Annotated in this window: 20 protein-coding genes; 18 read left to right on the top strand and 2 right to left on the bottom strand. The window is 64.6% G+C overall.

Going from position 1 to position 26,539, the window contains the following annotated elements; genetic code table 11:
• The first annotated feature begins 11 nt into the window (after positions 1 to 11).
• From AC4D6D_RS20955 to AC4D6D_RS21025, 15 genes are all read left to right on the top strand, one after another.
• Entirely contained in the window at positions 12 to 827 is an 816-nt protein-coding gene (locus AC4D6D_RS20955; RefSeq protein ID WP_491328787.1) for an ABC transporter permease, read from the top strand.
• Positions 824 to 1,606 carry an ATP-binding cassette domain-containing protein gene (locus AC4D6D_RS20960; RefSeq protein WP_491327459.1) on the top strand — a complete coding sequence of 261 codons (783 nt, stop codon included), beginning with the start codon at positions 824 to 826 and terminating at the stop codon, positions 1,604 to 1,606. The genes AC4D6D_RS20955 and AC4D6D_RS20960 overlap by 4 nt, the downstream gene beginning before the upstream one ends.
• 13 nt (positions 1,607 to 1,619) lie before the next feature.
• Positions 1,620 to 2,099: a CopG family ribbon-helix-helix protein gene (locus tag AC4D6D_RS20965; RefSeq protein ID WP_491327460.1), complete on the top strand. Its 480-nt coding sequence runs from the start codon at positions 1,620 to 1,622 to the stop codon at positions 2,097 to 2,099.
• Positions 2,096 to 2,920 (top strand): urea amidolyase associated protein UAAP1, encoded by an 825-nt coding sequence (locus AC4D6D_RS20970; RefSeq protein WP_491327461.1) that lies wholly within the window; start codon positions 2,096 to 2,098, stop codon positions 2,918 to 2,920. The genes AC4D6D_RS20965 and AC4D6D_RS20970 overlap by 4 nt, the downstream gene beginning before the upstream one ends.
• Before the next feature lie 17 nt (positions 2,921 to 2,937).
• Entirely contained in the window at positions 2,938 to 3,573 is a 636-nt protein-coding gene (locus AC4D6D_RS20975) for an urea amidolyase associated protein UAAP2 (protein ID WP_491327462.1), read from the top strand.
• Positions 3,570 to 7,166: an urea carboxylase gene (uca, locus tag AC4D6D_RS20980; RefSeq protein ID WP_491327463.1), complete on the top strand. Its 3,597-nt coding sequence runs from the start codon at positions 3,570 to 3,572 to the stop codon at positions 7,164 to 7,166. Before AC4D6D_RS20975 ends, uca begins: the two co-directional genes overlap by 4 nt.
• Entirely contained in the window at positions 7,163 to 8,932 is a 1,770-nt protein-coding gene (atzF, locus tag AC4D6D_RS20985; protein WP_491327464.1) for an allophanate hydrolase, read from the top strand. Before uca ends, atzF begins: the two co-directional genes overlap by 4 nt.
• 28 nt (positions 8,933 to 8,960) lie before the next feature.
• Positions 8,961 to 9,890, top strand: coding sequence for a Vgb family protein (locus AC4D6D_RS20990; protein WP_491327465.1), 930 nt, complete (start codon positions 8,961 to 8,963; stop codon positions 9,888 to 9,890).
• Positions 9,891 to 10,005: 115 nt separating this feature from the next.
• Positions 10,006 to 10,944 (top strand): LysR family transcriptional regulator, encoded by a 939-nt coding sequence (locus AC4D6D_RS20995; RefSeq protein WP_491327466.1) that lies wholly within the window; start codon positions 10,006 to 10,008, stop codon positions 10,942 to 10,944.
• A gap of 271 nt (positions 10,945 to 11,215) precedes the next feature.
• Positions 11,216 to 11,602 (top strand): hypothetical protein, encoded by a 387-nt coding sequence (locus tag AC4D6D_RS21000; RefSeq protein WP_491327467.1) that lies wholly within the window; start codon positions 11,216 to 11,218, stop codon positions 11,600 to 11,602.
• A 113-nt stretch (positions 11,603 to 11,715) separates the two neighbouring features.
• Positions 11,716 to 12,060, top strand: coding sequence for a UrcA family protein (locus AC4D6D_RS21005; protein WP_491328788.1), 345 nt, complete (start codon positions 11,716 to 11,718; stop codon positions 12,058 to 12,060).
• A 286-nt stretch (positions 12,061 to 12,346) separates the two neighbouring features.
• Positions 12,347 to 13,327: a sterol desaturase family protein gene (locus tag AC4D6D_RS21010; protein ID WP_491327468.1), complete on the top strand. Its 981-nt coding sequence runs from the start codon at positions 12,347 to 12,349 to the stop codon at positions 13,325 to 13,327.
• 47 nt (positions 13,328 to 13,374) lie between these two features.
• On the top strand, positions 13,375 to 13,986 hold the full coding sequence (locus tag AC4D6D_RS21015) for a hypothetical protein (protein WP_491327469.1): 612 nt from the start codon (positions 13,375 to 13,377) through the stop codon (positions 13,984 to 13,986).
• Positions 13,987 to 14,172: 186 nt separating this feature from the next.
• Positions 14,173 to 15,219 (top strand): cupin domain-containing protein, encoded by a 1,047-nt coding sequence (locus AC4D6D_RS21020; protein ID WP_491327470.1) that lies wholly within the window; start codon positions 14,173 to 14,175, stop codon positions 15,217 to 15,219.
• Positions 15,220 to 15,419: 200 nt separating this feature from the next.
• Positions 15,420 to 17,810 (top strand): glycoside hydrolase family 2 TIM barrel-domain containing protein, encoded by a 2,391-nt coding sequence (locus AC4D6D_RS21025; RefSeq protein ID WP_491327471.1) that lies wholly within the window; start codon positions 15,420 to 15,422, stop codon positions 17,808 to 17,810.
• Positions 17,811 to 17,832: 22 nt separating this feature from the next.
• Here AC4D6D_RS21025 and AC4D6D_RS21030 read toward each other — a convergent pair whose 3' ends face one another.
• Positions 17,833 to 20,757 carry a TonB-dependent receptor gene (locus tag AC4D6D_RS21030; RefSeq protein WP_491327472.1) on the bottom strand — a complete coding sequence of 975 codons (2,925 nt, stop codon included), beginning with the start codon at positions 20,755 to 20,757 and terminating at the stop codon, positions 17,833 to 17,835.
• A gap of 119 nt (positions 20,758 to 20,876) precedes the next feature.
• On the opposite strand from AC4D6D_RS21030, the gene AC4D6D_RS21035 reads away from it, so the two are divergent.
• Both AC4D6D_RS21035 and AC4D6D_RS21040 read left to right on the top strand, forming a co-directional pair.
• Positions 20,877 to 21,823 (top strand): IS630 family transposase gene (locus AC4D6D_RS21035; protein WP_491327473.1). Its coding sequence is split into 2 segments (ribosomal slippage): positions 20,877 to 21,213 and positions 21,213 to 21,823, totalling 948 coding nucleotides; the frame shifts between segments, so codons are not numbered across the junction.
• A 468-nt stretch (positions 21,824 to 22,291) separates the two neighbouring features.
• Entirely contained in the window at positions 22,292 to 24,352 is a 2,061-nt protein-coding gene (locus AC4D6D_RS21040; protein ID WP_491328789.1) for a TonB-dependent receptor domain-containing protein, read from the top strand.
• Positions 24,353 to 24,422: 70 nt separating this feature from the next.
• Here the strand turns inward: AC4D6D_RS21040 and AC4D6D_RS21045 are convergent, their stop codons facing one another.
• The gene (locus AC4D6D_RS21045; RefSeq protein WP_491327474.1) at positions 24,423 to 25,640 is read right to left on the bottom strand and encodes an MFS transporter; all 1,218 of its coding nucleotides are present in this window, start codon (positions 25,638 to 25,640) and stop codon (positions 24,423 to 24,425) included.
• Positions 25,641 to 25,732: 92 nt separating this feature from the next.
• Here AC4D6D_RS21045 and AC4D6D_RS21050 point away from each other — a divergent pair, with 92 nt between their 5' ends.
• Positions 25,733 to 26,524, top strand: coding sequence for an AraC family transcriptional regulator (locus tag AC4D6D_RS21050; protein WP_491327475.1), 792 nt, complete (start codon positions 25,733 to 25,735; stop codon positions 26,522 to 26,524).
• Positions 26,525 to 26,539: the final 15 nt, after the last annotated feature.

Here is a 26,539-nt window from a genome sequence, read left to right on the forward strand (position 1 = left end):
AGGCCATGACAATGCGTTGGGTGAATCGTCAGGTCGGGCGAGGGGGGCGGGTGCTCCTCGGCGCGGTGCCGATCCTGCTCTTGGTGCTGGTCTATATCGTCATGGCGGCGAACCGCCATGCGGTGAACCCGGCGGACAAGATCCTGCCGCTTCCCGGCGCCATGGCCGAAAGCATGTCGGCGCTGCTCTTCGTGCCGGACCAGCTGACCGGGCAACTGGTGTTCTGGGCCGACACGTTAGCCAGCCTCCAGCGTCTCGGTATCGGCCTCGGCATCTCGACGCTGATGGCGCTCACGGTGGGGCTGGCGCTGGGCGTGCTGCCTCCGGTGCGCGCCACGTTGGGACCGCTTGTGACGGGCATTGCCGTCATCCCGCCGATCGCGTTGCTGCCGATCCTGTTCATTGCCCTCGGCCTCGGCGAGACCGCCAAGGTTGCGCTGATCGTGATCGGCATCGCGCCGGTCATGATCCGCGACATTGCCGCGCATGTCGCCGCCCTGCCGCGCGAGCAGGTCATCAAGGCGCTAACGCTCGGCGCGAACAGCTGGCAGGTGATGATCCGCGTCGCCTTGCCGCAGGCGATGCCGCGCCTGCTTCACGCGATGCGGCTGGCGCTCGGCCCCGCCTGGGTCTTCCTGATCTCCGCCGAAGCGATCGCCTCTGACGTGGGCCTCGGCTACCGCATCTTTCTGGTGCGCCGTTACCTCTCGATGGACGTCATCCTGCCCTATGTCGCTTGGATCGCGCTGCTGGCCATCCTGATGGACCTGGCGCTCACTTTCCTCAGCCGCCGCCTGTTTCCTTGGGCGCATGGAGAAAGCCATTGAGCACTTTGCTGAGCTTTCGCGATGTCTGGGTCGAATATGGCGACCGGATCATCATCGAGAAGCTGAACCTCGATATCGAGGAAGGCGCCTTCGTCTCCATCGTCGGCCCTTCGGGTGCGGGCAAGAGCAGTTTCCTGCGCCTGATCCTGGGACAGGAGGGGCCGAGCCAGGGCACGATCCTGATGGACGGCGTGCCTCTCAGGCCCGAATGCGGCCCCGACCGGGGCGTGGTGTTCCAGCGTTATTCGGTGTTCCCGCATCTCACCGCGCTGCGCAACACGATCCTGGGCATGGAGTGCGAGAAGGCGCCTGTGTTCGGCCGCCTGTTCGGCAGCGCCCGCCGCGCCGCCGAGGAAGAGGCGGTCGAGATGCTGACGGCGGTGGGTCTCGGGCATAGCCTCGATCTCTATCCAGCTCAGATGTCTGGCGGCATGCAGCAGCGTCTGGCGATCGCGCAGGCGCTGGTGAAGCGGCCGCGCATCCTCCTGCTGGACGAGCCGTTTGGCGCGCTCGACCCCGGCATCCGCGCCGACATGCACAAGCTGATCCGCAGCCTCTGGCGCGAACGGGCGCTGACCATCGTCATGGTGACGCACGATATCCGCGAGGCTTTCACGCTCGGAACCCGCGTCCTTGCGCTCGACAAGCGCCGTCACGATCCCCACGCGCCGCACCGTTTCGGCGCCACGGTGGTCTATGACCTGCCGATGCGCGAGCGTCCCGAAGAGGAAATCGACCAGACCGAAATTATTACGATTGACGTAAATAGTAATAACTGAAAAGAGAGTGGACATGGGCTCAGAATCCACAGGCCTGGCGCGGCTCAGCATGAGCCTTCCGGCAGATCTCTTCAGACAGCTCGACCTGATGGTGGCGGAACGCGGCCTGCCTTCCCGCTCCCAGCTCATCGCCGAACTGATCCGCCACGCGCTGACGGAGCACGGCTCGCTCATGCATCCGGAGGAGATGTTCGCCGGAACGATTACCCTGGTCTACCGCAGCGAGCGCGGGCGGGTGCGCCACCAGCTTTCGCAGACGCAGGCCGGTTACCTGAAGGAAGTGATCTCCTCGCAGCATGTCGTGCTGGAGGATGACCAGTCCCTGGAAGTTCTTCTCGTGCAGGGTCCCGCAGCAAGACTGAAGGAACTCTGCGACGCCATTCGCCGGGTACGCGGGGTGCAGCAGTTGGAGCTGGTTACCACGACATCCCTCCTGCCACCGCTCTACGATACCGGCGGTGAAGACATTCGAAGCATCGGAGCGCATTCATGACCCAGACCCTGGCCGATCCGCTTGCCGCGCGCGACCATGCGCGGGCGCAGGGCGGCACTGTCGTCGAGAGCATGCCGGTGCTGCCCCCGGTGGCGGACGACCTTCCTGCCGGTGTCGATATCGCGGACCTAGTGTGGGAGGAAACCATTGCGGCGGGCGGCTATGCCACGCGGCGGCTGTCGCGCGGATCGCGCCTGCGCCTGATCGACCTGCACGGCGATGCCTGTGCCTCGCTGCTGCTCTTCAATGCCGAGATGCCGACCGAGCGGCTCAATGTGGCCGATACGGTCAAGATCCAGTGGAACGCTTATCTCGGTGCCGGAAAACTGCTGCTGTCCGACATGGGCCGGGTCCTGTTCAGTATTCTCGCAGACGATGCGGGCACGCACGACACGTTTTGCGGCACTTCCAACCCCGCAACCAACGCCGCGAAATACGGCGAGGGTCGTAACAGCGGCACCTATCCCAGCGGGCGCGACAGGTTCCTGCTCGGCGCTGCCAAGCATGGCCTCGGCCGCCGCGACGTTCATCCTTGCGTGAACCTGTTCAAGGGCGCCAGGATCGAGGCCGACGGCACGATCACGCCCGAAGTCGGCCCCTTTGCGCCCGGTCGCAGCGTGGTTCTGCGCGCGGAAATGGACGTGATCGTGGTGATCGCCAATGTCCCCCACGTCCTCGACCCGCGCGCGGAATGGAGCGTGACACCGCTGCGCGCCACGGCATGGCGGGGACCGGTAACCGCCGAGGACGATCCCGTGCGGGGTGCCACTCCCGAGGGCCTGCGCGCCTTCACCAACGTCGAAGACTACTTCCGCCGCTGAATAGAGGACACGCGATCATGAGCACCGATCCCCACATGTCCGGCCTCACCGGCACGATCGTCCACGACGTCGTTGTTCCCGCCCGCGCGCCCTGGCTGCACCACGTCAAGGCCGGGCAGACGCTGCGCATCGTCGATCTCGAAGGCAACCAGGCCGTCGACTTCCTGCTCTACTCCGCCGCCGACGATGCCGAGCGCTACAGTGCGCAGGATACCGTCTCGGCACAGGGCAACCTGTTCCTGCGGGAGGGCACGAAGCTGCTGTCCAACGAAGGCAATGTGCTGATGACGATCGCTGCCACATCGGTCGATTACCATGACACCATCGGCGGCGCCTGTTCCTGCGAGTCCAATACCTTGCGCTACGGCCACCACACGAAGGCCGAGCACGCCTGCGTCGAGAACTTCCTGGAAGCAAATCTCCTCGAAGGACGCGGCAAGCGGGACATCGTCTCCAACATCAACTTCTTCATGAACGTACCGGTCGAGCCGGACGGGTCGCTGGGCATCGTCGACGGAATTTCCGCGCCGGGCCTGACTGTGGACCTGCGGGCGGAAATGGACGTCGTCGTCGTCGTCTCCAACTGCCCGCAGGTCAACAACCCCTGCAACGGCTTCAACCCCACCCCCGTTCGCATGATCGTCGTCGCATGAGCTTCGACACGGTTCTGATCGCCAACCGGGGCGCGATCGCCACCCGCATCATCCGCACGCTGCGCCGCATGGGCCTGAAGTCGGTTGCCGTCTATTCCGAGGCGGACGAAGGCTCGAACCACGTATCGGAAGCGGACGAGGCCGTGTTCATCGGCCCGGCCAAGGCCTCCGAAAGTTACCTCAACATCGCCGCGATCCTGGATGCGGCGAAGCAGACCGGCGCCGGGGCGATCCATCCCGGCTACGGCTTCCTGGCAGAGAACGTCGAGTTCGCCGAAGCCTGCGCCGAGGCGGGGATCGTCTTCATCGGCCCGACGCCCGACAATATCCGCACTTTCGGCCTCAAGCATAGCGCCCGTGCGCTCGCGGCGGCCCATGACGTGCCGCTGGCGCCGGGAACCGGCCTGCTGACGGACGAGGAAGAGGCGGTGGTCGCCGCCGCCGGGGTCGGCTATCCGGTGATCCTCAAGGCGACCGCCGGGGGCGGCGGCATCGGCATGAAGGTCTGCGAGAACGAGGCGGACCTGCGCGAAGGCTTCGCCACGGTCGCGCGGCTCGGCCTCAGCAATTTCGGCGATGCCAGCGTCTTCCTCGAACGCTATGTGCGGCGGGCGCGCCATATCGAGGTGCAGCTGTTCGGAGACGGCGAGGGCCGCGTCATGGCACTCGGCGAGCGCGATTGCTCGCTCCAGCGCCGCAACCAGAAAGTGGTCGAGGAAGCCCCGGCGCCGCTGCTGCCGCAGCATGTCCGCGGGGAACTGATCGCCTCCGCCGTGCGCCTGGGCGAGGCGGCGCGCTACCGTTCGGCAGGCACGGTCGAATATCTCTACGACGCCGACCGCGAGGAGTTCTTCTTCCTGGAAATGAACACCCGCCTCCAGGTCGAGCACGGCGTGACCGAAGAGGTCATGGGCATCGATCTCGTCGAATGGATGGTGCGTGGCGGCGCGGGCGATTTCGCCTTCCTCAATGGCCCGGCCCCTACGCCCAAGGGCCATTCGGTGCAGATGCGCCTCTATGCCGAGGACCCCTCGCTCGATTATCGCCCGACTTCGGGTCAGCTGACTTGCGTCGAATTCCCCGAGGATATCCGCGTCGAGACCTGGTGCTCCTCGGGCAGCATGGTCAGCGCCTGGTACGATCCGATGCTGGCGAAGTTGATCGTCCATGCCCCGACCCGCGAGGAAGCCGTGGCGGCGGCACAGGTGGCGATCGACCGCAGCCGGATCGACGGCATCGAGACCAATGTGCGCTGGCTGCGCGATGTCGTCCGCTCGCCCGCCTTCACCAGCGGCGAAGTCTCGACCCGCGTGCTCGATGCCATCGCCTATCATCCTTGCTCGATCCGCGTGGTCAGCGGCGGCACCGCGACCACGGTGCAGGACTGGCCGGGCCGCCAGAAGCTCTGGGGCGTGGGCGTGCCGCCCTCGGGGCCGATGGACGACCAGTCGTTCCGCCTCGGCAACCGCCTGCTCGGCAACCCGGAGGGGACGGAGGGACTGGAGGCTACCGTTACCGGGCCGACCCTGTCCTTCGTATCGGCGGTGCGTGTCTGCCTGATGGGCGCCGATTTCGGTGCGACGCTGGACGGAGTTCCGGTCTCGCGCGGCGTACCGATCGATATCGCGGCGGGCCAGACGCTTGCACTGGGCCGCGCTTCGACCGGGGGCCTGCGCGGTTACATCCTGTTCGCGGGAGGGCTGGACATAGCGCCCTATCTCGGCAGCCGCAGCACTTTCGAACTCGGCCAGTTCGGCGGCCATGCCGCGCGGCGCCTGCTGGCGGGCGACACGCTGCATCTCGCCGGAGAGGCCACCAAAGCGGCACTGCCCGCCGTGGACCTGCCCGAGATTGGTACCGACTGGACCCTGCGCGTCCTCTACGGCCCGCACGGCGCCCCGGACTTCTTCACCGGAGAGGATGTCGAGACCTTCCTCGGCGCCGAGTGGAAAGTCCATTACAACTCCAACCGGACCGGCGTGCGCCTGATCGGCCCCAAGCCGCGCTGGGCGCGCAGCGACGGCGGCGAGGCGGGGCTGCATCCCTCCAACATCCACGACAACCCCTATGCCATCGGCGCGGTGGACTTCACCGGCGACATGCCGATCATCCTCGGACCGGACGGCCCGTCGCTGGGCGGCTTTGTCTGTCCTTTCGTGGTGATCGCCGCCGACCGCTGGAAGATCGGGCAACTGACGCCGGGCGACCGCCTGCGCTTCGCGCCCGTCACGATCGAAGACGCCATCGCAGCGGAAACCGCCCAGCGCGAGCTGGTGGCGACCGGAGCGCTGCCGGCGCCGTCACCTGTGCGCGCCGTTGCGGATCTTTCGCCCATTCTCGGGGAGATTCCGGAAGCACCGGGCCGTCCGCGCACGGTCTATCGTCAGCAGGGCGACCGCAACATCCTGGTCGAGTACGGCCCGATCGTCCTCGACATCGAACTGCGCATCCGCGTCCATGCGCTGATGACGGAGCTGGAGCGGCTGGCACTGCCGGGCGTGATCGACATCGTACCGGGTATCCGTTCGCTCCAGCTGCATTTCGACGGTGCGGCACTGACGCAGCAGGCGGCGCTGGCCGCTCTGATCGCGGCGGAGGAGCGCCTCGGCGATCTTCAGGACTTCGCGATCCCCTCGCGCATCGTCCACCTGCCGCTGAGCTGGCGCGATCCCGCGACGATCGAGACGATCGAGAAGTACATGGCCACCGTGCGCGACGATGCGCCCTGGTGCCCGGACAATATCGAGTTCATCCGCCGCATCAACGGCATGCGCGATCAGGCCGCGGTGGAGAACCTGATCTTCGAGGCGAACTACCTCGTCATGGGCCTGGGCGACGTCTATCTCGGCGCGCCGGTGGCCACCCCGGTCGATCCGCGCCACCGGCTGGTCACTACCAAGTACAATCCGGCTCGGACCTGGACCCCGCCCAACGTGGTAGGCATCGGCGGCGCCTACATGTGTATCTACGGCATGGAGGGGCCGGGCGGCTACCAGCTGTTCGGGCGCACGCTTCAGGTCTGGAACACCTATCGCCAGACGGATGCCTTCACCGAAGGCAAGCCCTGGCTGCTGCGCTTCTTCGACCAGATCCGCTTCTATCCTGTCAGCGCCGACGAACTGGCCGACTGGCGCCGCGAATTCCCGACCGGGCGCCGCTCGATCCGCATCGAGCCTTCCGAGTTCCGCCTGTCCGACTATCGCGCCTTCCTGGCCGAGAACGCCGGGGACATCGCGGCCTTCGAGGAAACCCGCAAGGCCGCTTTCGATGCCGAGCGCGAGGAATGGCAGCGGCTCGGCGAGTTCGACCATGCCGCGAAGCTCGACGAGGCCGATGTGCCTGCGGAAGCGACAATCGTCCTGCCGGAAGGTTCGGACCTGGTGGAAGCACCTTATGGCGGCAGCGTTGCGCGGCTGCTGGTCGCGGCGGGCGATCATATCGAAGCAGGCGACAAGATCGCCGTCATCGAGGCGATGAAGATGGAATGTCCGGTCGAAAGCCCCGGCAGCGGGACGGTGGAGGCGCTCTATATGCGCGAAGGGCAGTCCCTCCAGCCCGGCGCACCGATGCTGGCCCTGCGGAGGCGCGCATGACTGCCTTGAACCGCCAGAGCGCAAGCAAGATCGCCGCCGCCGTCCGGAGCGGCGAGACCACCGCCGTTGCCGTTGCCGAAGATGCGCTGGCGCGTATCGAGACCTACGATGCCGTTCAGCCGCAGATCTGGATCAGCCGGGCCAGCCGTGAAGACCTGCTAGCCGCCGCGCGTACCGTCGATGCGCGCGTCGCGGCGGGCGAGGACCTGCCGCTGGCGGGCGTGCCTTTCGCGGTGAAGGACAATATCGACGTCGCCGGTTTCGAGACGACGGCGGCCTGTCCCGCCTTCGCCTATGAGCCCGAAAGCGACGCAGGCGTGATCGAGCGCCTGCTGGCGGCAGGGGCGGTCTGCGTGGGCAAGACCAACCTCGACCAGTTCGCCACCGGTCTCAACGGCTCGCGCAGTCCTTACGGCATTCCGCGCAATGCCTCGAACCTTGCCTATGTCAGCGGCGGGTCGAGTTCTGGGTCGTCGATTGCGGTGGCGGCGGGGCTGGTGCCTTTCGCGCTGGGAACCGACACTGCCGGATCGGGCCGCGTACCTGCCGCCTTCAACCACCTGATCGGCATGAAGCCCACCAAGGGCCGCTGGTCCACGCGCGGCTTGGTCCCAGCGTGCCGCACCATCGATTGCATCACTGTCTTCACCGACGATACCGCCGATGCCCGACTGGTCGATGCGGTGGTGGCCGGGTTCGACGTGGCTGATCCCTACTCCAAGGCTCTGGCGGACAGCCCGCTCGCCGTGCAGCGCATCGGCGTCCCGCGCCGCGAGCAGCGTGTGTTCTTCGGCGATGTCGAGTCCGAATATCTCTACGACAAGGCGCTGGAGACGCTGGCTGGCCTTGGCGAGATCGTCGAGATCGACCTCGCGCCGCTGCTGGAAGCCGCGCAACTGCTCTACGGCGGCCCCTGGGTGGCCGAGCGCACCGCCGCGATGGAAGGCATCCTCGCCAGCAACCCACTCGCCGTCGATCCGACCGTGCGCGCTGTGGTCGAACCCGGCAAGGACATGAGCGCGGTCGAGCTGTTCAACGGCATCTACCGCATGGCTGATCTCAAGCGCCACGCCGACCTGCTGTGGGAGGAGATCGACATGCTCGCTTTCCCCACCACCGGCGCGACTTACCGCGTGGCAGAGATGCTCGCCGCACCGGTGGCGCTCAACAGCAATCTCGGGCTCTACACCAATTTCGTGAACTTGCTGGACATGGCCGCACTGGCGGTCCCGGCGGGCATTCGCTCCAATGCAACGGGCTTCGGGATCACCCTGATCGGCCCCGCTGACACCGACCGCGCCCTGCTGGACGCGGCCGACACCTACCTTGCGGCCGCGGATCTTCCCGCGCCGCCGCCACTCGATCTGGAGGGAAAGATGCAGACTGTTAAACTCGCCGTCGTCGGTGCACACCTCAAGGACATGCCACTGCACTGGCAGCTGACCTCGCGCGAGGCCGAGTTCGTCGGCGCTTTCGAGACCGCGAGCAGCTACAAGCTCTACGCCATCGCCGACAGCGTGCCGCCCAAGCCCGCGCTGGTGCATGACGAAGACGGTGCGGCGATCAAGGTGGAGGTCTACGAACTGGGCGTCGCCGAATTCGGCAGCTTCACCGTGGACGTTCCCGCCCCGCTCGCGATCGGCAATGTGACCTTGGCCGACGGCACCACCGTCAAGGGCTTCGTCTCCGAACCGCGCGCCTTGGACGGAGCGGAGGATATCACGCATCTCGGCGGCTGGCGCGCCTATATCGCCAGCAAGGGCTGATCCGCAGACGTCATCAAGGGGGAAATCCATGCGCAAGTTCGTTGCTATGCTGCTGGCCGCCAGTGCCGCCCTGCCTTCGCTCGCTCAGGCGGAGCAGGTGATCCCGGTGCCGGGCTTCGCGGATTTCCTCGCGGTGGACGGCAAGACCGTCTGGGTGACGAACAAGGGCCGGGTCGAGCAGTGGTCCCGCAAGGGCAAGCAGGCCGAGGTTCCGATGGCGCATCCTTGCGGGGCGATGGCGATCGCCTCCGGCTCGCTGTGGGTGGCCGATTGCGACGAGAAGGCGGTCAAGCGGATCGACGTGAAGACCGCGAAGCTGGTCGCCACGATCCCCACCGGCATCGCTTCCAGCGGTGAACTCAACGTGGTGGCGGGCGACGGCGCGATCTGGGTCGCCAGCGACAATGGCGCCGATGACCGTGGGGGCCTCGTTGCCCGCATCGATCCTGCAACGAACGCCGTGGTCACCTCGGTCCCGGTCGATCCGGGGACATGGTATCTGACCTACGGCTTCGGCGCGGTCTGGGCGGTGAGCGCGGCGAAGCAGTCGCTCCAGCGCATCGACACCGGTACCAACGCCGTCACCGCGACGATCCCGCTCGGCAAGGAGCCGGGCTTCCTCATCGCGGGTGAAGGCGGCGTCTGGGTGCAGGAGCAGGGCGATGGCACCGTCGCCCGCATCGATCCCACCACCAATGCGCTCGCCGGGCGGATCAAGGTGGGCGACAACCTCAAGTGGGGCGATATCGACACCGGAGCGGGCAAGGTCTGGCTGCGCACCACCGACGATCAGGTCTTCGCGGTGATTGACCCTGCCACGATGACGGTCGAGGCGCGCAAGGGCAAGGCGGCGGGTAGCGGCGCCTTGCGCTGGACCCGCAAGGGCGTCTGGACCTCGGCCCATGACGAGCACACGCTCTCCTGGTGGAACCGGTCGGAACTGAAACCGGGACGTTAGAGCCGGGCCTGCACATGGCGCTCGCGCTTCATCGCCGGTCTGTTCTATCAGCCTGATCCGATGCCGTGCTATCGGCAGGGACGAGGGCGCCAATGATAAAGGTACGGAACGAGGCATGAGCGAACGCACGCCGCTGACAGACAGGAAGTTCGCCAGCCGGGTGGACTGGAACCTGATGCGCACGTTCGTCGATATCGTGCGGGCAGGCGGCATCGGCGCGGCGGCGCGGCAGCTCAACAAGCAGCAGCCCAGCGTCAGCGCCGCGCTCAAGCGGCTGGAGGATCACGTCGGCGCCACCCTGCTGCACCGCACGGCGAGCGGGGTGGAGATGACGGCGGCGGGCAAGGCAATGATGGCGCTTTGCGAGGACATGCTCGAATCCGCGCGGATGATGCCGCATCAGATCGCCCAGGCGACCAAGCGCGTCGAAGGCGTTGTGCGGATCCAGATCGTTTCGGCCATCGTATCCGAGGAATTCGACGAGGCGATCGCCAGCTTCCACCGGCGCAACCCCGATATCCAGATCGAGATCCGGGTCTCCTCCTGGCGCCAGGTGCTCGACGCGCTGGAGTCGGGCGAAGTCGAAGTGGGGATCGGCTACGACAACAGCGTGCGCGGCAACCTCGTCTACGAACCGCTGTTCGTCGAGCGACAGCAGCTCTATTGCAGCCGCAGCCACCCGCTGTTCGGCTACCGCATCACCCAGCCGCAGGAACTCAAGAGCGAGGCTTTCGTGCTCATGGGCGAGGGGGAGATCGAGATCATCACCCACTTGCGCCGCCGCTACCGGCTGGGAACGCGGGTGGCGGCGCTCGCCGACGACATGAACGAGGTCCGCCGGCTGATCCTCTGCGGTGTGGGCGTCGGTTTTCTGCCGACCTCGATCGTTCAGGCCGACGTGGAGCGGGGATTGCTCTGGCCGCTGCTCCACGGCGATTTCGAGCCGGGCTACGACATCTTCCTGCTCGCCCGCGCCGAGCCGGAACGCGATACCGCCACGCAGCTGTTCGTGGACGAGGTGTTCCGCCGGATCCGCGCGCATCCCCGCGTGTAGCCGGACCGGGGCATCAACCGGATCTATGCCTTCCATCACGAATTCGCCTCTGTCTCGATGACGGGCTTGTCTTCAGTCTTGCCGGGTACAGGCAGGATGAAGGTGGACAGGTGATCCTAAGAACCAATCTCCCGGAAAAGCGGACGGGTCTCGCCGGTGGCCTCCATGTATTTGCGGGAATGGTCCTCAAGGTCCTGCGAGAAGGCATGGAGGCGCGGGCCGGTGCCATACGCGGGGCCAGGGATTGCGGTTCCGGTCGGCGGGGACGCCGGTGAACCTGGCGAGGCATTCCCTCGCTCTTTGTGGAGCGGCCCTCATCGCGGCGCTGGGGCAACCGGCCTTGGCTGAGTCTCATCACAAGGCGCGTCTGGTGTCGTGCGAAAGCGGCGATTGCCTGCTTCTGTCTGGGACTCGCGAAAACCCAGATGCGCTTGTTCGCGTCAACGGGCATCTCGTCCGTGCGAAAGGCATGCGGGATTGGAAAGTGCTTCTCCCGATCGAGAGCGTGCGTGAGTGGTCCTTGCCCGGCGCGCGCAGTATTGCCGTCGTCACGCAGAATCCAGGCGCGCAGGATAGTGTTGTAAATCAAGTCGATCTGCCGATCGGCATGTTGGGAGGTATTACTGAACTGGCCTATCTGGTAATACCGCAGCGATAAACGACTGCAACGGGCGTCAAAACTGCTCGATATATTGCAAGATCTTCCCAAAAGCGCTATGGCGACATCAGTCACCGTAGATGTGATCCTGTATCCGCGCTTTGGAGAAGATGATGAAGATTGGCATTCTGGCGCTGGCATCGCTGGCCTTCGCGACAACTGCATCCGCTGAGACCGGCGCCGCTACCGGCGAAAACCCGTTCGCTCGCGATCAGGCCGTTCTCGACCTGAAGGGGCTGGACCTCGCGACGGCGGAAGGACAACAGCGCCTGGCCATTCGCATGGACAATGCCGCGCGCTCGGTTTGCGGTGAGAAAATGGCCGGCGTACATCTCGCCCTCGAACGCAAGGCGCAGGATTGCCGCGCTGCCGTTCTGGCCGATATCCGCGATCGCATCGAGAATCGCCGCGCCGACGCTTCCAGTGCTCCTGCGGCAAAACTGGCTCTCGCGCGCTGACGGCAGGTCCGAACGGGCCAGGGATCGACCCGGCTGAAGGCCTCCTTGCCATAAGCAAGGGGGCTTTTCTGTGTCTGCGCGGCGACAGTCGTTCCGGCATAGACCGGATCTATGTTCTGCATATGGCATTGCCATCTGGCGTGAAGAAGCCGCTTTCAGGATGTTCGACTCAAGCTCAGGGCGAAGAGCGGCATAGGCTCCCGCCCATTCGATGAGCCGCAGCGAGCGGTCGCTCCTACAGGAGCGGATCGTTCGAACGGGTGGAATATTCTACGAGGGCAGGCATATGGAAGGGGTTCGCGTAGGTAAACGGATCATAGGCGGACAGTCGCCGGTCATCGTGGGGTGGGAGAACATCCCCAAGGTGGAAGGCGGCCCGGTGAAGCAGTTCGTCTTCACCTGGTTCCAGCCGACGATCCTTTTCGCACTGATCGCCTTCTGGTATTATGCACCGAACTCGATTGCCAAGGCATCGACCGCGATCGGCATCGGCATCGGCTTCAAGGTGCTGCTGCTGGCTATGGAATGGGCCTTCCCGCGCCACGAAAGCTGGCGCCTGACCTGGAAGGAACTGACCACCGACCTGTTCTACGTCGGGCTGGGCTATACCGTGCTGCGTCTGGTCGACGACTATATCGGCGACGGCGTGATGATCGAGAGCATCCTGCACCAGTTCGATTGGGACAAGTTCAGCTGGTTCTTGGGTTTGCCGCTGCTGCTTCAGGCTTTCCTGATCGCCTTCATCTTCGACTTCGGACAGTACTGGATGCACCGGGGCATGCACAACTGGTATCCGCTCTGGCTGACCCATTCCGTGCACCACTACATCACCCAGTTGAACATCAACAAGGGTGCGGTCGGCAATCCGGTGGAGCTATTCCTGATTGGCCTCGGCATCGGCGGTTTCTTCGACTTCCTGCCGCGCGCTGCTCTGCTCGCCGGTGCCTTCGGCATGGCGATCGGGACGTACCAGCACATCAACGTCCGCTTCAACTCGCCGCGCTGGTGGCGCTATCTGTTCAACACGACGGAGCACCACAGCCTGCATCACTCGCAGGACTTCGAAGCGAGCCGCAGCAACTATTCCAACACCTTCATCTTCATCGACCGCATGTTCGGCACGTGCGTGGACGGCGAGGCGGAGCTGCTCGGAATGGAAGGCGGCCGCCGCATGTCGATCCGCGAGCAGATGACCTTCCCCTTCACCGAAGGCTGGAAGACCATGAAGGAGCGGTTCGGCAGAACGACAGCCGTTCCCGCGGAATAACGGGCAGGATCCGCCAGAATCGCAGCACTCTTCCAGAGAACGATCTCATGCATTCACGTTTCATCAATTGGATCTGGCATGTTCGGGGCAGTCTGGCACTGTCTCCGGAGCAATCGGGCGACGATGCCTTCGATAGGCTGGCGCCGCTCTTCCGGCAGACGGGAACCAGCCACAAGCGGACCAGCGACAGCCTGACCTTCCGCAAGATAGACGCGGCGGCACAGGACAAGATGTCTGTGTTCGACGGCGGCGTGTTGCAGATAGAACGAGGGGCAGGCGGGGACGTCCTACATTACAATCTGACCAGCCGGGCCTTGCTGTTCTGTTTTCTGGCGCCGCTGCTGTTCCTGGCCTTCGCGCAGCTTACCGTGCTCAAGGGCAAGTTCGACAAGCCCCCGGCCGAAGCGGCAGGCAAGGCCGAAGCCTTGAAGAAGGCCGAGCGGGAAAGCGCGATGCTCATTCAGAACCCGATCGACAAGGCGCTGGGCGCGCCCGCGCCCGAAAAGCCGAAGAAGGACGAAAAGCGCGGCGGCGACAGGAAGGCTTCTCCCAAAGCCGCTTACATATTCGCCGGAATTTTTGCCGCACTCTATTTCGTGGGCCGTATCTGGGAGGCCCGGCTGGTCGGCGCGCTGTTCCGGAAAAGGCTTTCCGAATAATACATCCCTGAAACGATGCGATCGAGTGGTGGCCCGATCGCATCGCGCGGCCGGTAGACGGGACCAGTCGATCGATCGAGGCGTCCCAACCAAGGTATGGGTACTACCCGCATTTACCGCGCCCACCTTCATGAACGGCAGCGGCGACCGAACCCGGTTGTCCGATGGCCTGACATGGAGATGAAGATGGCTGCATCCCGGCACGTGCGATCGCTACTGAAAGCGGACCCGAGCTACGAAGGCGAACTCGGATCGGTGAGAAGGCTCACCGCCGACAATTTTCCGTTGCTGCGGCGCATGTCGATGAAGCGGCTGGTCCTGGCGCCGGACGCGATCCGCGAGCCGCACTGGCATGCCAATGCCGATGAACTGGCCTATTGCCTGTCCGGCACGCTGCTGATCTCGGTACTCGATACGGCGGATGTCTTCGGCTCCTTCACGATCCGGCCGGGTGAGATGTTCCATATTCCCACCGGCTCGCTCCACACCATCGAGAACGTCGGCGAAGGGATGGCGGAACTGATCATCGTGTTCAGCGATGAGCGGCCCGAGGATTTCTCGCTCCATGCCGCTTTCGGCGCGATGACGGATGCCGTGCTGGGCAATACTTTCGACCTGCCCGCCTCGGCGCTGGCTCCGGTCAGGCGCGATACCGGCTCGCCTATTCTCGTGCGGCGGCTCTCGGCGGCGGAAATCCCGGCTGCCGCCGAATACCCCGATCCCCACAAGTTCGATATTGCCGACGAAACCCCTCCCATCGACTTTCCTTACGGCACCGCGCGGGTCGCAAGGTCGCAGTTCTGGCCTTCGCTGAAGAACCTGGCGATGTACTCCGTCGTCGTGCGCGAGAACGGCATGCGCGAACCGCACTGGCATCCGGGAACGGCCGAGATGGGATACGTCCATAAGGGCCATGCGCGCATGTCGATCCTCGATCCAGACGGCAGCGTCGATACGTATGAACTGCAACCGGGAGACGCCTATTTCATCCCGCGATCCTATCCGCACCAGATCGAGGTCCTGGGCGAGGAGGACATCCACTTCCTGATCTTCTTCGACCAGCCGATGCCCGCCGACGTCGGCTACCGGGCGGCGGTTTCGTCGTTTTCCAGAAGCGTGCTGGCCGCGACTTTCGGCGGGAATGTGGAAGATATGCCGGTCCTGCCGCTGACCACCGCCGATCCACTGATCGTCAGGCGCGTCAATCCCGTCGATACCGATAGCGGAAGATAGCAGATCGGAAAATCCGTATATTGAAACATTGTTGCAAATAGTGGAGTATCTTCGCGGTCGGGCCGAAAGGCGCAGTAATCGAAAATGCACTGCAGGAACGGTGCGGGAGAGAGATGGATATGTTGGCGCGCAAGGCTTGCCGCGATGGCGAAGGCAATTCGAATGACGTCCGGTCCTTCGCACGCAGGCGGCGCGCCATCATGGCACCTCTGGCGATCCTCGGTGCGCTGATGGCGGGCTTCGGCACCGCCTTGGCCGCCCCCCGCACCGTTGCCGAACTGCCCGGCGGTTGGCGTTTCCTCCAGGCCGATCCTGAAGGCGCCGAAACGTTCGCTTTCGATGATTCCGCGTGGCAGGCCGTGTCCGTTCCGCACGATTGGGCGATCGCCGGTCCCTTCGATGCGAAGGCCAAGGCGGCGGGAGAGAACGGTTTCCTGCCGAGCGGCGTTGCCTGGTATCGCAAGACGCTGGATATCAGGCCGCAGCCGGGCCGCCGATACTTTATCGAGTTCGACGGCATCATGGAACGCAGCGGGGTCTGGGTGAACGGGCACCATGTCGGCTATCGTCCGATGGGCTATGTCAGCCAGCGCTACGATCTGACACGCCATCTTCGCGCGGACGGAAAGAACGTCATCGCCGTGCGCGCCGATACTTCGGCGGCGCCTTCCTCACGCTGGTACACGGGATCGGGCCTCTATCGGCACGTTCGGCTCATCGAGACCGGCGACATTCATATTCCGCAGGGCGGCGCCTTTGTCCGGGTCGGGACGATAAGCGGGAACCAGGCGACGATCGCGATTGCGGCCGACGTGAGCAACGTCACCGACAAGGACGGGGAGGTCAGGATAGAGGTGGTTCTGACCGATCCCGAGGGCCGCGAGGCCGCGCGCGGGACAACGCCGATTGCGCACCTCGCCGCCGGGCGGACCGAGACGCTGCCGCTCGACCTGCCGCTGGCCCTCGTGCACCGCTGGGATATCGACGATCCTGCGCTCTATCACGCTGCCATTCGCGTGCTCGCCGCCGATGGCAGCGTTCTCGACAATGAGGACGTGGCGTTCGGCATCCGCGAGGCGCGGTTCGATCCGGCGACCGGGTTCTGGCTGAATGGCCGCAATTTCAAGCTCAAGGGCGTCGCGCTGCACCATGACGGCGGCGCCGTGGGCGCGGCGGTTCCCCTCGCCGTCTGGCGGCAGCGGCTGACGGCGCTGAAGGCGCAGGGCGTCAATGCCGTGCGCACGGCCCACAATGTACCCAGCCCCGAGTTCCTCGACCTGACGGACCGGCTCGGACTGCTCGTGATGGACGAACTGTTCGACCAGTGGAACGTCGCCAAGACGCCGGAGGACTATCACCTGTTCTTCGGCGACTGGCACAAGCGCGACACGCTCGACATGGTGCGCCGGGACCGCAATCATCCCAGCATCGTCCTGTGGAGTGCAGGCAACGAGATCCACGACACTGCCTATCCGGTCCAGGCCAAGGCGGCGCTGCGCAGCATCCTCGATATCGTGCACGCCGCCGATCCCTCGCGCCCGGTAACGATGGCGCTGTTCCGCCCCAACGTCACCAGGGACTACGAGAACGGCCTTGCCGACATGCTCGACGTGGTTGGCCAGAATTACCGCGAGAACGAACTGATCGCGGCCAGCAGGCAAAACCCGAAGCGCAGCATCGTCGGCACCGAAAACGCGCATAACCGCAGCAACTGGGTGCCGGTGCGCGACTATGCGCCGTTCTCGGGCATGTTTCTGTGGACCGGCGTCGATTATCTCGGCGAGGCGAACCGGTCGGGCTGGCCGAACATCCAGAATCCGGCGGGACTGCTCGACCGCACGGGGCGCCAGAAGATCAGCGGCATGGAGCGCGAGAGCTGGTGGTCGCCGCGTCCGGTCGTCCATCTCGTGCGCAATGCCGACCCGGCGGCGGCGGGCCCGGCCACCGACGGGGCAGGGGGACCGAACCAGCCGGTCCTGCCGACGATGATCGCCGTCGCGACGCCGAAGCCGAAAGTCGCCTTGTTCGACGACTGGACGCCGGACGATCGCGCGCCGCATGAGGAAACGATCGAAGTCTACAGCAATTGCCAGAAGATCGAGGCCTTCCTCAACGGTCGCTCGCTCGGCATCCAGACTATCCACCAGGATGCGTCTCCGCGCCGCTGGCCGGTTCGCTACGTGCCGGGCGAAGTGCGTGCCGTCTGCCGCGATGCCGGTAGCGCGGGCGTTTCGGACAGTCTGAGGACGGCGGGCGCGCCGGTGCGGATCGCCTTGCAGGCCGACGAACCCCAGGTGGGATCGCACTTCGACGACATGACCTATGTTCGTGCCCGGGTCGTCGATGCGAAAGGTGTCACGGTGCCTTCCGCAACCCATCGCCTGCACTTTGCGGTCAGCGGCGCGGGCGAGATCGTTGCGACCGACAACGGTTCCTCGGTCGATCACACGCCGTTTCCCGCGCACGGCCGTGCCGCCGATGGCGGCATGGCCGTTGCGCTCGTACGCGGTGCGGGGAGGGGGCGTTTCACCATCACCGCAACGGCCGAAGGGTTGAAATCCGGCACGGCCGAATTGCGGGCTGTCGATTAACCCGGTCCGCAGCCGGGCAGTCTCAGAGCTGCATCGTCGCCCCGGCGAGGTAGCGCTTGCCCGGATAGCTGATTTCCGTGAGGCGCATGTCCCCCGCCGTCGCGCGTTCCGTTTCGCCGGTAAGGTTCTTGGCCTCCACGAAGACCGAGACGCCTGTCCCCGGAATCCGGTAGGAGACGCGGGCATCCAGATAGCCGGTGCCATCCCGGTACACCGGATTGCCGGAACGTTCGGCGGCGGTCAGCAGGTACTTGCTTCTGCCGTTATAGGCCAGTCGCGCATTGACGCCGTACTTGTCGTAGTAGGCGATCAGGTTGTAGCTGTGCTTGGACAGTCCGGGGAAGTCCAGCTCCGAACCGTCGAGTTCGTTATAAAGGCCGACGTCCTTCGCGGTACTGTAGGTATAGTTGACGATGGCCCCGAAGCCGTCGAGCGGGGAGGGCAGGAAAGTGAAGGCCGTCTGCGCGGAAAGCTCCACGCCGCGGATCTTGGCGCCGCCGCCGTTGATCGGCTGGGTCACGTCGTAGAGGATCCCGTCCTTGAACAGGTCCACCCCGGTACGCAGCGTGCGGCCGAGAATGAAGCTCTTCACGTCCTTGTAGAAGAACGAGGCGTTGAACAGCGTGTCGCGGTTGGCGTACCAGGCCAGGTTCACGTCGAACTGGTTGGCACGGTAGGGTTTGAGGTCGGGATTGCCCGCCGCGCAGGTGTCGAGCGCGCCTTCCTCGGCATCCAGCGTGAGGTCGTATATGCAGTTGGCATTGGGCACGAGGTCGGTCGGCTTGGGACGGGCCATCACTTTCGCATAGCCGAGGCGCAGTGTGATGTTGCGGCCGAAATCCACCGACAGGTTGGCGCTGGGCAGGATGTCGTCGTAGCGGTTGTTCAGCGTTACCGACTGGGTGCCGACGATCACGATGCTGTTGGTGCCGCTGACGGGATCGGTCACCCGCTCGCGCCGGACGTTGGAGCCGGTCACATGGGTGCGGGTGGTAACATAGCGCACGCCGACATTGCCGGAGAGCGAGAGACCGAAGAGTTCGCCTTCGAGGTTGGCCTTGAGATAGGTCGCGGCGATCGTCTCGGACAAGTCGTGATCGGGGATCTGCGCCAGACCGTTGCAGGTCCGGATGCAGTCGCGGTTGAAGCCCGACAGGTCGAAATAGTCGGCCACGGCATTGAAGTTCGGCGCGAGCCAGGATTGCGGCAGGTCGGTCGTGTCGATGTCGCCGCCGTTGAAGAAAGTGCCGGGGGTCTGTTCCGAGGAAACGGCGATGAACTGCGCGAGCTTTTCCGGAGTCCAGACCAGTGCGGTTGCGCCGTTCGAGCGGATGGCAACGTCATAATCGACATTGGCAGTGGGCACGGTGGTTCTATCCGGCTCGACGCGTCCGCCGCCGCGATAGCGCAGCGATCCCGACTTCCTGTACTGCACGCCCGCCTCAAGGCTGCGCAGCACCGGGCTGTCCAGATCGTAATCGGCGTCCAGCTTGAACTGGGTTTCCTTTGTGGTCACTTCGTCCGGACGATACTCCAGCGAAGGGCCGACAGGACGGATGCCGCTCGTGTAAGTGGAAATGTTGGCGGGGTCGTAGCCTTCCGGGAACGTGAAACGGGGGATGCCTGTATCCGGATCGAGTGCGACCGCGATCGAGGGGATCGAAGCGCTGAGGCTGATCGTCTTGCTGTCGCTCTTCACCGTGGCTTTCGAGGAGACGGCAAGGCCGGTCAGGTGAAGACGATCGATCTCCCAGTCGAAACCGCCCGAGAGATAGCGCGAGCGCTGGTTGTAGATGAAGTCGCGCTTGGTCGAGCTGAAGATGGAGCCCGCGCCGGAGGTGTCGGTGGGCGCGGTGGGCGCCGTGATCAGCTTGATCGCGTTGTTGTTCTCGTCCGTGACCACCGAGCCGGTGGCGAAGCGCGTGGCGGCTGCCAGGTTGATCGCATAGTTGTAATCGATCATCCGGTTGCGGCGGCGGTTGTATTGTCCCTCTACCCAGGCATTGAGATTGTCGGTGAACTGGTATTGCAGGGTTCCCGTGGCCGAGATGCGCTTGTCGTCGCGCGTCCAGATGCCGTAGCGGGGAATGCGCGGCGTATTGTCGTAGAACTGCCGCTGACAGGCCGCGCGCAAGTCCGGTCCCTGCGGAACCCGGCGGCAACCGGCCAGCGAGGTGATGTCGCTGAAGTTCGGATTGGGCACGACGACCCGGTCGTCGCCGTTGAAGTCTGCAAGGCGCACCCACTCGGTATTACGGATGAAGTCGCCGCGCGTGAGATTGTGATCGTACGTGACGTTGAACAGCACGCCAAGACGGTCGTCCAGGAACTTGCGTCCCGCCGTCAGGTTGGCGCGGGGCCTTACCGTCTTGTCGGCGCCGTCCAGCACCTGGCCCGAGAGCATGGCCGAGAGGAGCGGTTTTTTGAGTTCCAGCGGCTTGCGGGTCTGGATCGATACCGTGCCGCCGATGCCGCCTTCGGTCATGTCGGCCGTATAGCCCTTGAAGACGTCGATCGACTTGACCAGTTCCGAGGCGAGTTCCCGGAAGTCGGCCCCGCGCTCGCCGCTGCCGCTATTGCCAAGCAGGGAGACGCCATTGATCTCGACGCGGTTGAGGTCCGGCTCGACGCCGCGGATGGAGACGGCGACGCCTTCGCCGAACTCCCGCTGCAACTGGACGCCGGTGATCCGCTGCAGTGCCTCGCCGATGTTCTTGTCGGGGAACTGGGAAACGTCTTCCGCCACGATCGAATCCGCCACGGTATCCGCACTGCGCTTGCGGGCGATCGCCGATTCGAGACTGGCGCGGGTTCCTGTCACGACGATCTGCGGATCTTCAGGTGGCGGAGCCTCCTCGGCCCCGGCGGAAACTGCCCAGTTGCCCGCCAAGATCGTGGTTGCCGCCGCATGGCAGGCGATGCGTTTCCATTGCCGGTTCTTCGTCATTTATCGCATCCTGTTCTCAACTGATTTAGAGCGGATTTCGACCGGTATGAATCGATGGGGATTCCCTGCGATGGCGTTTTGTGATTCCTAATCCCTGCTGGTGAAGGAGGCTGGCATGGATGGGTCACCCGCTTTCGATGGATTTGCGCGCTCGGCTTCTGGCAGCGATCGATAACGGATTGAGTTGCCGGGCGGCGGCAAGCCGATTTGGCGTTGCCCCCTCGACGGCGATCCGTTGGCATGCGCGTCGGCGCGACACGGGCGCCTTTGCCGCCAAACCGCAAGGTGGTGATGTGCGTTCACGCCGGATCGAGGAGCGAGCAGCGGAAGTCCTCTCTATCTGGGAGGCGCGGAAGGACATTTCGCTGGAAGAACTGCGGGTGACGCTGGCCCGCGCCGACCTGATCGTCTCGGTAGCCGGGCTTCATCGGTTCTTCGTGCGTCGGGGCATGACGCGCAAAAAAAGACTGGCCATGCAATCGAGCAGGACCGTCCCGACGTCCTGAAGCAACGGCATGATTGGTTCGAGGGGCAGGTTGATCTCGAACCCGGAAGCCTGGTTTTCATCGATGAAACGTGGACCGCCACCAACATGACCCGCAGTCATGGCCGCTGCGCCAAAGGCGAGAGACTGCGGATGGGTTTCCCTCACGGGCACCGCAAGACCACCACGCTGGTCGCCGCTCTGCGCATGACCGGCATGGTCGCGCCAATGGTGCTGGACGGTCCCATCAACGGCGATTGGTTCGAGGCCTACGTCGCCCAGGTACTCGTACCCGAACTGCGGCCCGGTGACGTCGTCATAATGGACAATCTGTCCAGCCATAAACGTCCGGCAGTCCGGGATCGGATCGAAGCTGCAGGCGCGACCTTGCGCTTCCTTCCGCCCTACAGCCCAGACTTCAATCCGATCGAGAAGGCCTTCTCCCGCCTCAAGGCGTTGCTCAGGAAAATCGGCGAGCGAACGGTCAGCGGCCTGTGGAGCCTGATCGGCAAGCTCGTCGACATCTTCCAACCCACGGAATGCGCCAATTACTTCAGCTCTTGCGGCTATGATCCAGACTGATCGAAATCCGCTCTAGTGGAGAATGGATAGCTGATGTGTTCATTAGTCCGACAAATTATTGTTTTCCGGGCACCAACATCTTCTATATATTTGGAATAGCAATCCATATTACGGGATTTTCGCTGCTTTCGACCGGAGGTGAGGGGGGCGAAGGGCAGGTACATCGACAAGCGGGAGTCGGTATGCGGGCACTCAGCGGAAGGCGCTCAGGCCTTCGGAATTCAACCGCGTATCCGGAAACATCCGACAATATTCCATTAGCAAACCTCATAGTTTCGGTGCGTGGAAGTTTGCGCGCCGTAACATTTTATGTCTGGAAGGCATGTTCCCCGACCAGAGATTGACAGAGAGCCACCCTCGTAACCAGTGGCCTGCAAATGCAAGTCATTCGCACTTGCAAGTTTCAGGGGAACAGGTGTGACGACATTATCCGGGCAACCGAAGCGCCGACTGGCGGGGGCAAGCATCATGGCCATGGCGGCGCTGGCGGCGCAGCCCGGCCGGGCCGAAGAGGCGGGCGACGGCGAACCGATCGTGGTGACGGCGGCGGGCTATGCCCAGGACATCTCGATGGCGCCCGCCAGCATCACGGTGATCGATCGCACCGAGCTTCAGGACAAGCGTTTCGTCAGTCTGGCCGAGGCGCTGCAGGATGTTCAGGGCATCGACGTCGGCGGCGAGGCGGGCAAGACCGGCGGCCTCAACATCTCGATCCGTGGCATGCCCAGCGACTACACGCTGGTCCTGATCGACGGACGCCGTCAGAACGCGCCGGGCGGGGTCACGCCCAACGGTTTCGGCGAGACGTCCACCAGCTTCATGCCGCCGTTCTCGGCGATCCAGCAGATCGAGGTCGTACGCGGCCCGATGTCCACGCTCTATGGTTCGGATGCGATGGGCGGTGTTGTCAACATCATCACCCGCAAGGTCGGCAGCCGCTGGGTGGGGACGGCGACGGCCGAAAGCACGATCCAGGAAGACGATCGCTTCGGGAACATCCAGTCCATCAACGGTTTCGCGCAGGGGCCGGTGGTCAAGGATCTGGTCGGCCTGACCCTGCGCGGCAGCATCCTTCATCGCGAGAGTTCCAACATCGAGATTCCGGGCGATCCCGCCCTGACGCTGGGCCGCAACCCCGTTCGCTCCGACATCTACACGTATGGCGGTCGTCTCAGCCTGACGCCTCATGCCGATCACGATCTCTGGTTCGAGTTCGACCGCAACGAGCAGATCTACGACAATACCGAGGGCCAGCTCGGCACCCTGGGATCGGGCGGTTATGCGCCGAAGCAGAAGTTCAACCGCACCAATTACGTCGCCGCCCATACCTGGCGGGCAGGCGACTTCGGCCAGCTCGATACCACGCTGACCCGCAACGAGACCGAGACCATCGGTCGTTTGATCCCTAATGGCACCCCCGGCGCCACGCCGGGCAGCGCGCGCAGCCTGAAGGCGCGCAACGACATCGTCGACAGCCGTTTCGCAGGCAAGGCGGGGCCGGTCGCCTTCACGGTCGGCGGCCAGTACTGGCGTGCCCGCATGGTCGACGGCGTGGCACCGGCGCCTTTCAAGTTCACCCAGTGGGCGGCTTTCGCCGAAGCGACGGTGACGGTCGTGGACGGCTTCAACCTGACCGGCGGCGCCCGCTATGACGATCATTCCACGTTCGGCAACAAGTGGTCGCCCCGTGCCTATGCAGTCTGGAACATGACCGATGCACTGACGCTGAAGGGCGGCGTCAGCCGCGGCTTCAAGACCCCGCGCGTCGAGCAGATCGCCAGCGGCATCATCGGTTTCGGCAGTCAGGGCCGCGTGCCGCTGATCGGAACGCCCGGCCTGACGCCGGAGACCAGCACCAGCTACGAAGCGGGCCTCTACTTCGACGACAAGGGCATGTTCAGCGGCAACGTCACCCTGTTCAACAACGACTTCGACGACAAGATCGCCAGCGGCCCCGGTATTCCCAACTGTTCCTTCGCGGGGAATCCGAACCGTCCGGGCTGTCTCGATGTCGGCAACTTCCCCGCGGTCGACCTGTTCGGCCAGTCGATCAACATCGACAAGGCGCGCACGCGCGGCGTGGAAGTGGCAACGCGCCTGGCCTTCACGCCTGCCGTCTCGGTCTCGGTCAACTATACCTATACCGAGACCGAGCAGCTCAGCGGCAGCGAGAAGGGCCTGCCGCTGATCGGCATGCCCAAGCACATGCTGAACGGCAACTTGCGCTGGAAGGTCAGTGACGCCGCCAGCCTCTGGGCACGGGCCGAAGTCCGGTCGAGCCGCTATCGCGGCAACAACGCCCAGCAAACGGCGGTGGGAGACTTCCGCAGCTACGAGGTATTCCACCTCGGCGGATCCTACCAGATCGCCCCCGCTTTCCGCCTGGCTGCGACCGTCTACAACGTGTTCGACACGGACTATGCCGTCTATGTGCCTTATCGGAGCGGAATATTGACCGCCTATACCCCGGCTTATTCGATCAACCAGGAAGGCCGCCGCTTGTGGCTCTCCGTCACGGTCGACTTTTAAAGGCCGATCATGCACGCCCGCACCGACGACCGGCAAGGTCGCCGGTGCGGGCGTGTCCTTTCGGAAGGGATCAGTCCTTGCCCACGCGTGGCAGGAACGCCGTCAGCAAACCGATAGCGGGCAGGAAAGCGCAGATCTGGTAGACCGTGTCGATGCTCGTCCGGTCGGCCAGCCACCCCAGTACGGCCGCTCCAAGGCCGCCCATGCCGAACGAGAAGCCGAAGAACAGGCCGGAGATCATTCCGACTTTGCCAGGCACGAGTTCCTGCGCGAAGACGACGATCGCCGGGAAGGCGGAGGCCAGGATCAGGCCGATCGCCACGGTCAGCGGGCCGGTCCAGAACAGGCTGGCATGGGGCAGCAGCAGAGTGAACGGCAGGGCGCCGAGGATCGAGAACCAGATCACGTACTTGCGCCCGAAGCGGTCGCCGAGCGGCCCGCCCATCACGGTGCCGACGGCCACGGCGGCCAGGAACGCGAACAGGTGGAACTGGGCGTTCTGCACCGAAAGTCCAAAGCGGTGGATCAGGTAGAAGGTGAAGTAGCTCGTCAGGCTGGCGAGGTAGACGTATTTTGAGAAGATGAGTGCCAGCAGGATCGCGATGCCGCGCGCCGCATGGCCCTTGGGGAGGGCAAGTTCCGGCTTTGTCTTGCGACCGGCAGCAAGCCGTTGGAGGCCGTGGTTGCGATACCAGGCAGCGACGTTCCACAGCACCGCGCCGGAAAGCAAGGCCAGCAGCGCGAAGAAGGCCAGACTGGACTGTCCCCACCGCACCACGACGAGGGCGGCGGCCAGCGGTCCGAGTGCCTGTCCGGCATTGCCGCCGACCTGGAACAGGGATTGGGCCAACCCGTGACGCCCGCCGGCCGCCATGCGCGCGACACGCGAGGACTCCGGGTGGAACACCGAAGACCCCATGCCCAGCAGCGAGGCGCCGACGAGGACCAGGCCATAGCTGTGGGCGGCGGAGAGTACGGTCAGCCCTGCGAGGGAGAACAGCGTGCCGCCAGGCAGGGCCAGCGGGGTCGGGCGCTTGTCGGCGTAGAGACCGACCAGAGGCTGAAGGATCGAGGCGGTGATCTGGTAGGCCAGCGTCACCAGACCGATCTGCCCGAAGTTCAGATGCAGGTCGGTCTTGAGCGCGGGATAGATGGCAGGCAGGAGCGACTGCATCATGTCGTTCAGAAGGTGACAGAAACTGATCGCGACGATCACTCCGAATACCGTTCCGTTCATTGCGTAATCGTCTGCGGTGCGCCTCGCCGCACCGGGTCTGCTCGCTGCCATGTCCTGCATGTCCTTTTGTCTTCTTCTCGTCAGGTCCGCTTATTCGGTTTGCGAATGTCCCGCTTCGGCATATGGGTCAATCAACTATGCAAATGGGACAGTCTTTCCAGCAGCGCAATTCGGCGGACTTCGAAGACGTGCCGCGCCCGGTCGTCGGTATCGGCAACGACTATCCGCCCTCCTTCGAACTGGCCGAGCACAGCCATCGGCGCGGCCAGTTCCTCTATGCCGCGCGCGGGGTGGTCGCCGTCAGCACGCCCGAGGGGGCTTGGGTGGCACCGCCGGAACGGGCGGTCTGGATCCCCGCCGGAACGCCGCATTCCGTGCGCATGGTCGGCGCGGTGCAGACCCGCAGCGTGCTGATCGACGGGACGGCAAGCGCCGCTCTGGCGAAGACCTGCCGGGTGGTCACGGTCTCGCCGCTCCTGCGCCAGCTTCTCGTCGCCGCCTCGCAAGTGCCTGCCGAATACGACGAGAATGGCCGCGACGGGTTGGTGATGGACTTGCTGGTGGCCGAGATTGGCCGGGCACCGACAATTCCACTGGTCGTGCCCTTTCCCCGCCATGCCGCCCTGGCGCAGCGCTGCCATGGCTTCCTGGAACGCCCGCAGGCGAACGACACCATCGATCAGTGGTCCGAGGCGCTGGCCATGAATCGCCGTCGTTTCACGCGGCTGTTTCGGCGGGAAACCGGGATGGGCTTTGCCGAATGGCGGCAGCAGGCTTGCCTGTCGGTGGCCTTGCCCCGGCTGGCATCGGGGGAATCCGTCACGGCGATCGCTCTCGATCTCGGCTATGATAGCCCGGGCAATTTCTCGACAATGTTCCGGCGCGTTCTGGGCGCTTCGCCGAGCCGCTATCGCCCCGAGAGCGGCGGGGATTGATCGCTCCTGTCGATC

The sequence above is a fragment of the Novosphingobium sp. BF6 genome, from assembly GCF_058273105.1.

Excerpts from the sequence above, each read along its gene's own strand:
- AC4D6D_RS20995 (WP_491327466.1), top strand. The coding sequence starts at position 10,006 with ATGAGCGAACGCACGCCGCTGACAGACAGGAAGTTCGCCAGCCGGGTG.
- AC4D6D_RS21010 (WP_491327468.1), top strand. The coding sequence starts at position 12,347 with ATGGAAGGGGTTCGCGTAGGTAAACGGATCATAGGCGGACAGTCGCCG.
- AC4D6D_RS21040 (WP_491328789.1), top strand. The coding sequence starts at position 22,292 with ATGGCCATGGCGGCGCTGGCGGCGCAGCCCGGCCGGGCCGAAGAGGCG.
- AC4D6D_RS20975 (WP_491327462.1), top strand. The coding sequence starts at position 2,938 with ATGAGCACCGATCCCCACATGTCCGGCCTCACCGGCACGATCGTCCAC.
- AC4D6D_RS20970 (WP_491327461.1), top strand. The coding sequence starts at position 2,096 with ATGACCCAGACCCTGGCCGATCCGCTTGCCGCGCGCGACCATGCGCGG.
- AC4D6D_RS21030 (WP_491327472.1), bottom strand. The coding sequence starts at position 20,757 with ATGACGAAGAACCGGCAATGGAAACGCATCGCCTGCCATGCGGCGGCA.
- uca (WP_491327463.1), top strand. The coding sequence starts at position 3,570 with ATGAGCTTCGACACGGTTCTGATCGCCAACCGGGGCGCGATCGCCACC.
- AC4D6D_RS20955 (WP_491328787.1), top strand. The coding sequence starts at position 12 with ATGCGTTGGGTGAATCGTCAGGTCGGGCGAGGGGGGCGGGTGCTCCTC.
- AC4D6D_RS21005 (WP_491328788.1), top strand. The coding sequence starts at position 11,716 with ATGAAGATTGGCATTCTGGCGCTGGCATCGCTGGCCTTCGCGACAACT.
- AC4D6D_RS21025 (WP_491327471.1), top strand. The coding sequence starts at position 15,420 with ATGGCACCTCTGGCGATCCTCGGTGCGCTGATGGCGGGCTTCGGCACC.
- AC4D6D_RS21015 (WP_491327469.1), top strand. The coding sequence starts at position 13,375 with ATGCATTCACGTTTCATCAATTGGATCTGGCATGTTCGGGGCAGTCTG.
- AC4D6D_RS20965 (WP_491327460.1), top strand. The coding sequence starts at position 1,620 with ATGGGCTCAGAATCCACAGGCCTGGCGCGGCTCAGCATGAGCCTTCCG.
- AC4D6D_RS21020 (WP_491327470.1), top strand. The coding sequence starts at position 14,173 with ATGGCTGCATCCCGGCACGTGCGATCGCTACTGAAAGCGGACCCGAGC.
- atzF (WP_491327464.1), top strand. The coding sequence starts at position 7,163 with ATGACTGCCTTGAACCGCCAGAGCGCAAGCAAGATCGCCGCCGCCGTC.
- AC4D6D_RS21050 (WP_491327475.1), top strand. The coding sequence starts at position 25,733 with ATGGGACAGTCTTTCCAGCAGCGCAATTCGGCGGACTTCGAAGACGTG.
- AC4D6D_RS21045 (WP_491327474.1), bottom strand. The coding sequence starts at position 25,640 with ATGGCAGCGAGCAGACCCGGTGCGGCGAGGCGCACCGCAGACGATTAC.
- AC4D6D_RS20990 (WP_491327465.1), top strand. The coding sequence starts at position 8,961 with ATGCGCAAGTTCGTTGCTATGCTGCTGGCCGCCAGTGCCGCCCTGCCT.